Origin of the sequence: Streptomyces niger, assembly GCF_000718305.1 — a bacterium.
Lineage (GTDB): Bacteria > Actinomycetota > Actinomycetes > Streptomycetales > Streptomycetaceae > Streptomyces > Streptomyces niger.
Map to the genome: position 1 here is coordinate 1 of NZ_JOFQ01000085.1, position 270 is coordinate 270.

The window sequence follows — 270 nt, forward strand, 5'->3', positions numbered from 1 at the left end:
ATGAGGTCACGGTAATCCCGCCAGGTGAAACCCCTGTGCTCCCCTTTGAGGTGGCCCTGGACGCGAGGGCGGTAGATGAGCCTGCTGCGCTCACCGCCCCTATAGCAGGCCATGGCGGCCATCGTGACCCGTCCACGGGAGCCTCCGTTGAACCGGACCACCGGTGTCCTTCCTCGTGGGGCCCAAGTGCGGCTGCGATGCGACGTCATCGAGACGGCGGCCTCGTCCTCGAAGACAAGCCAGGCCCCGAGCGCCGCCGCGGTCGCTTTG

General features: G+C 67.8%; 1 protein-coding gene. It reads right to left on the reverse strand.

Annotated features, from left to right (window positions below; all coding sequences use genetic code 11):
* On the reverse strand, positions 1-270 hold a 270-nt coding region (locus IF20_RS41030; protein ID WP_199896939.1), incomplete at both ends, for a transposase.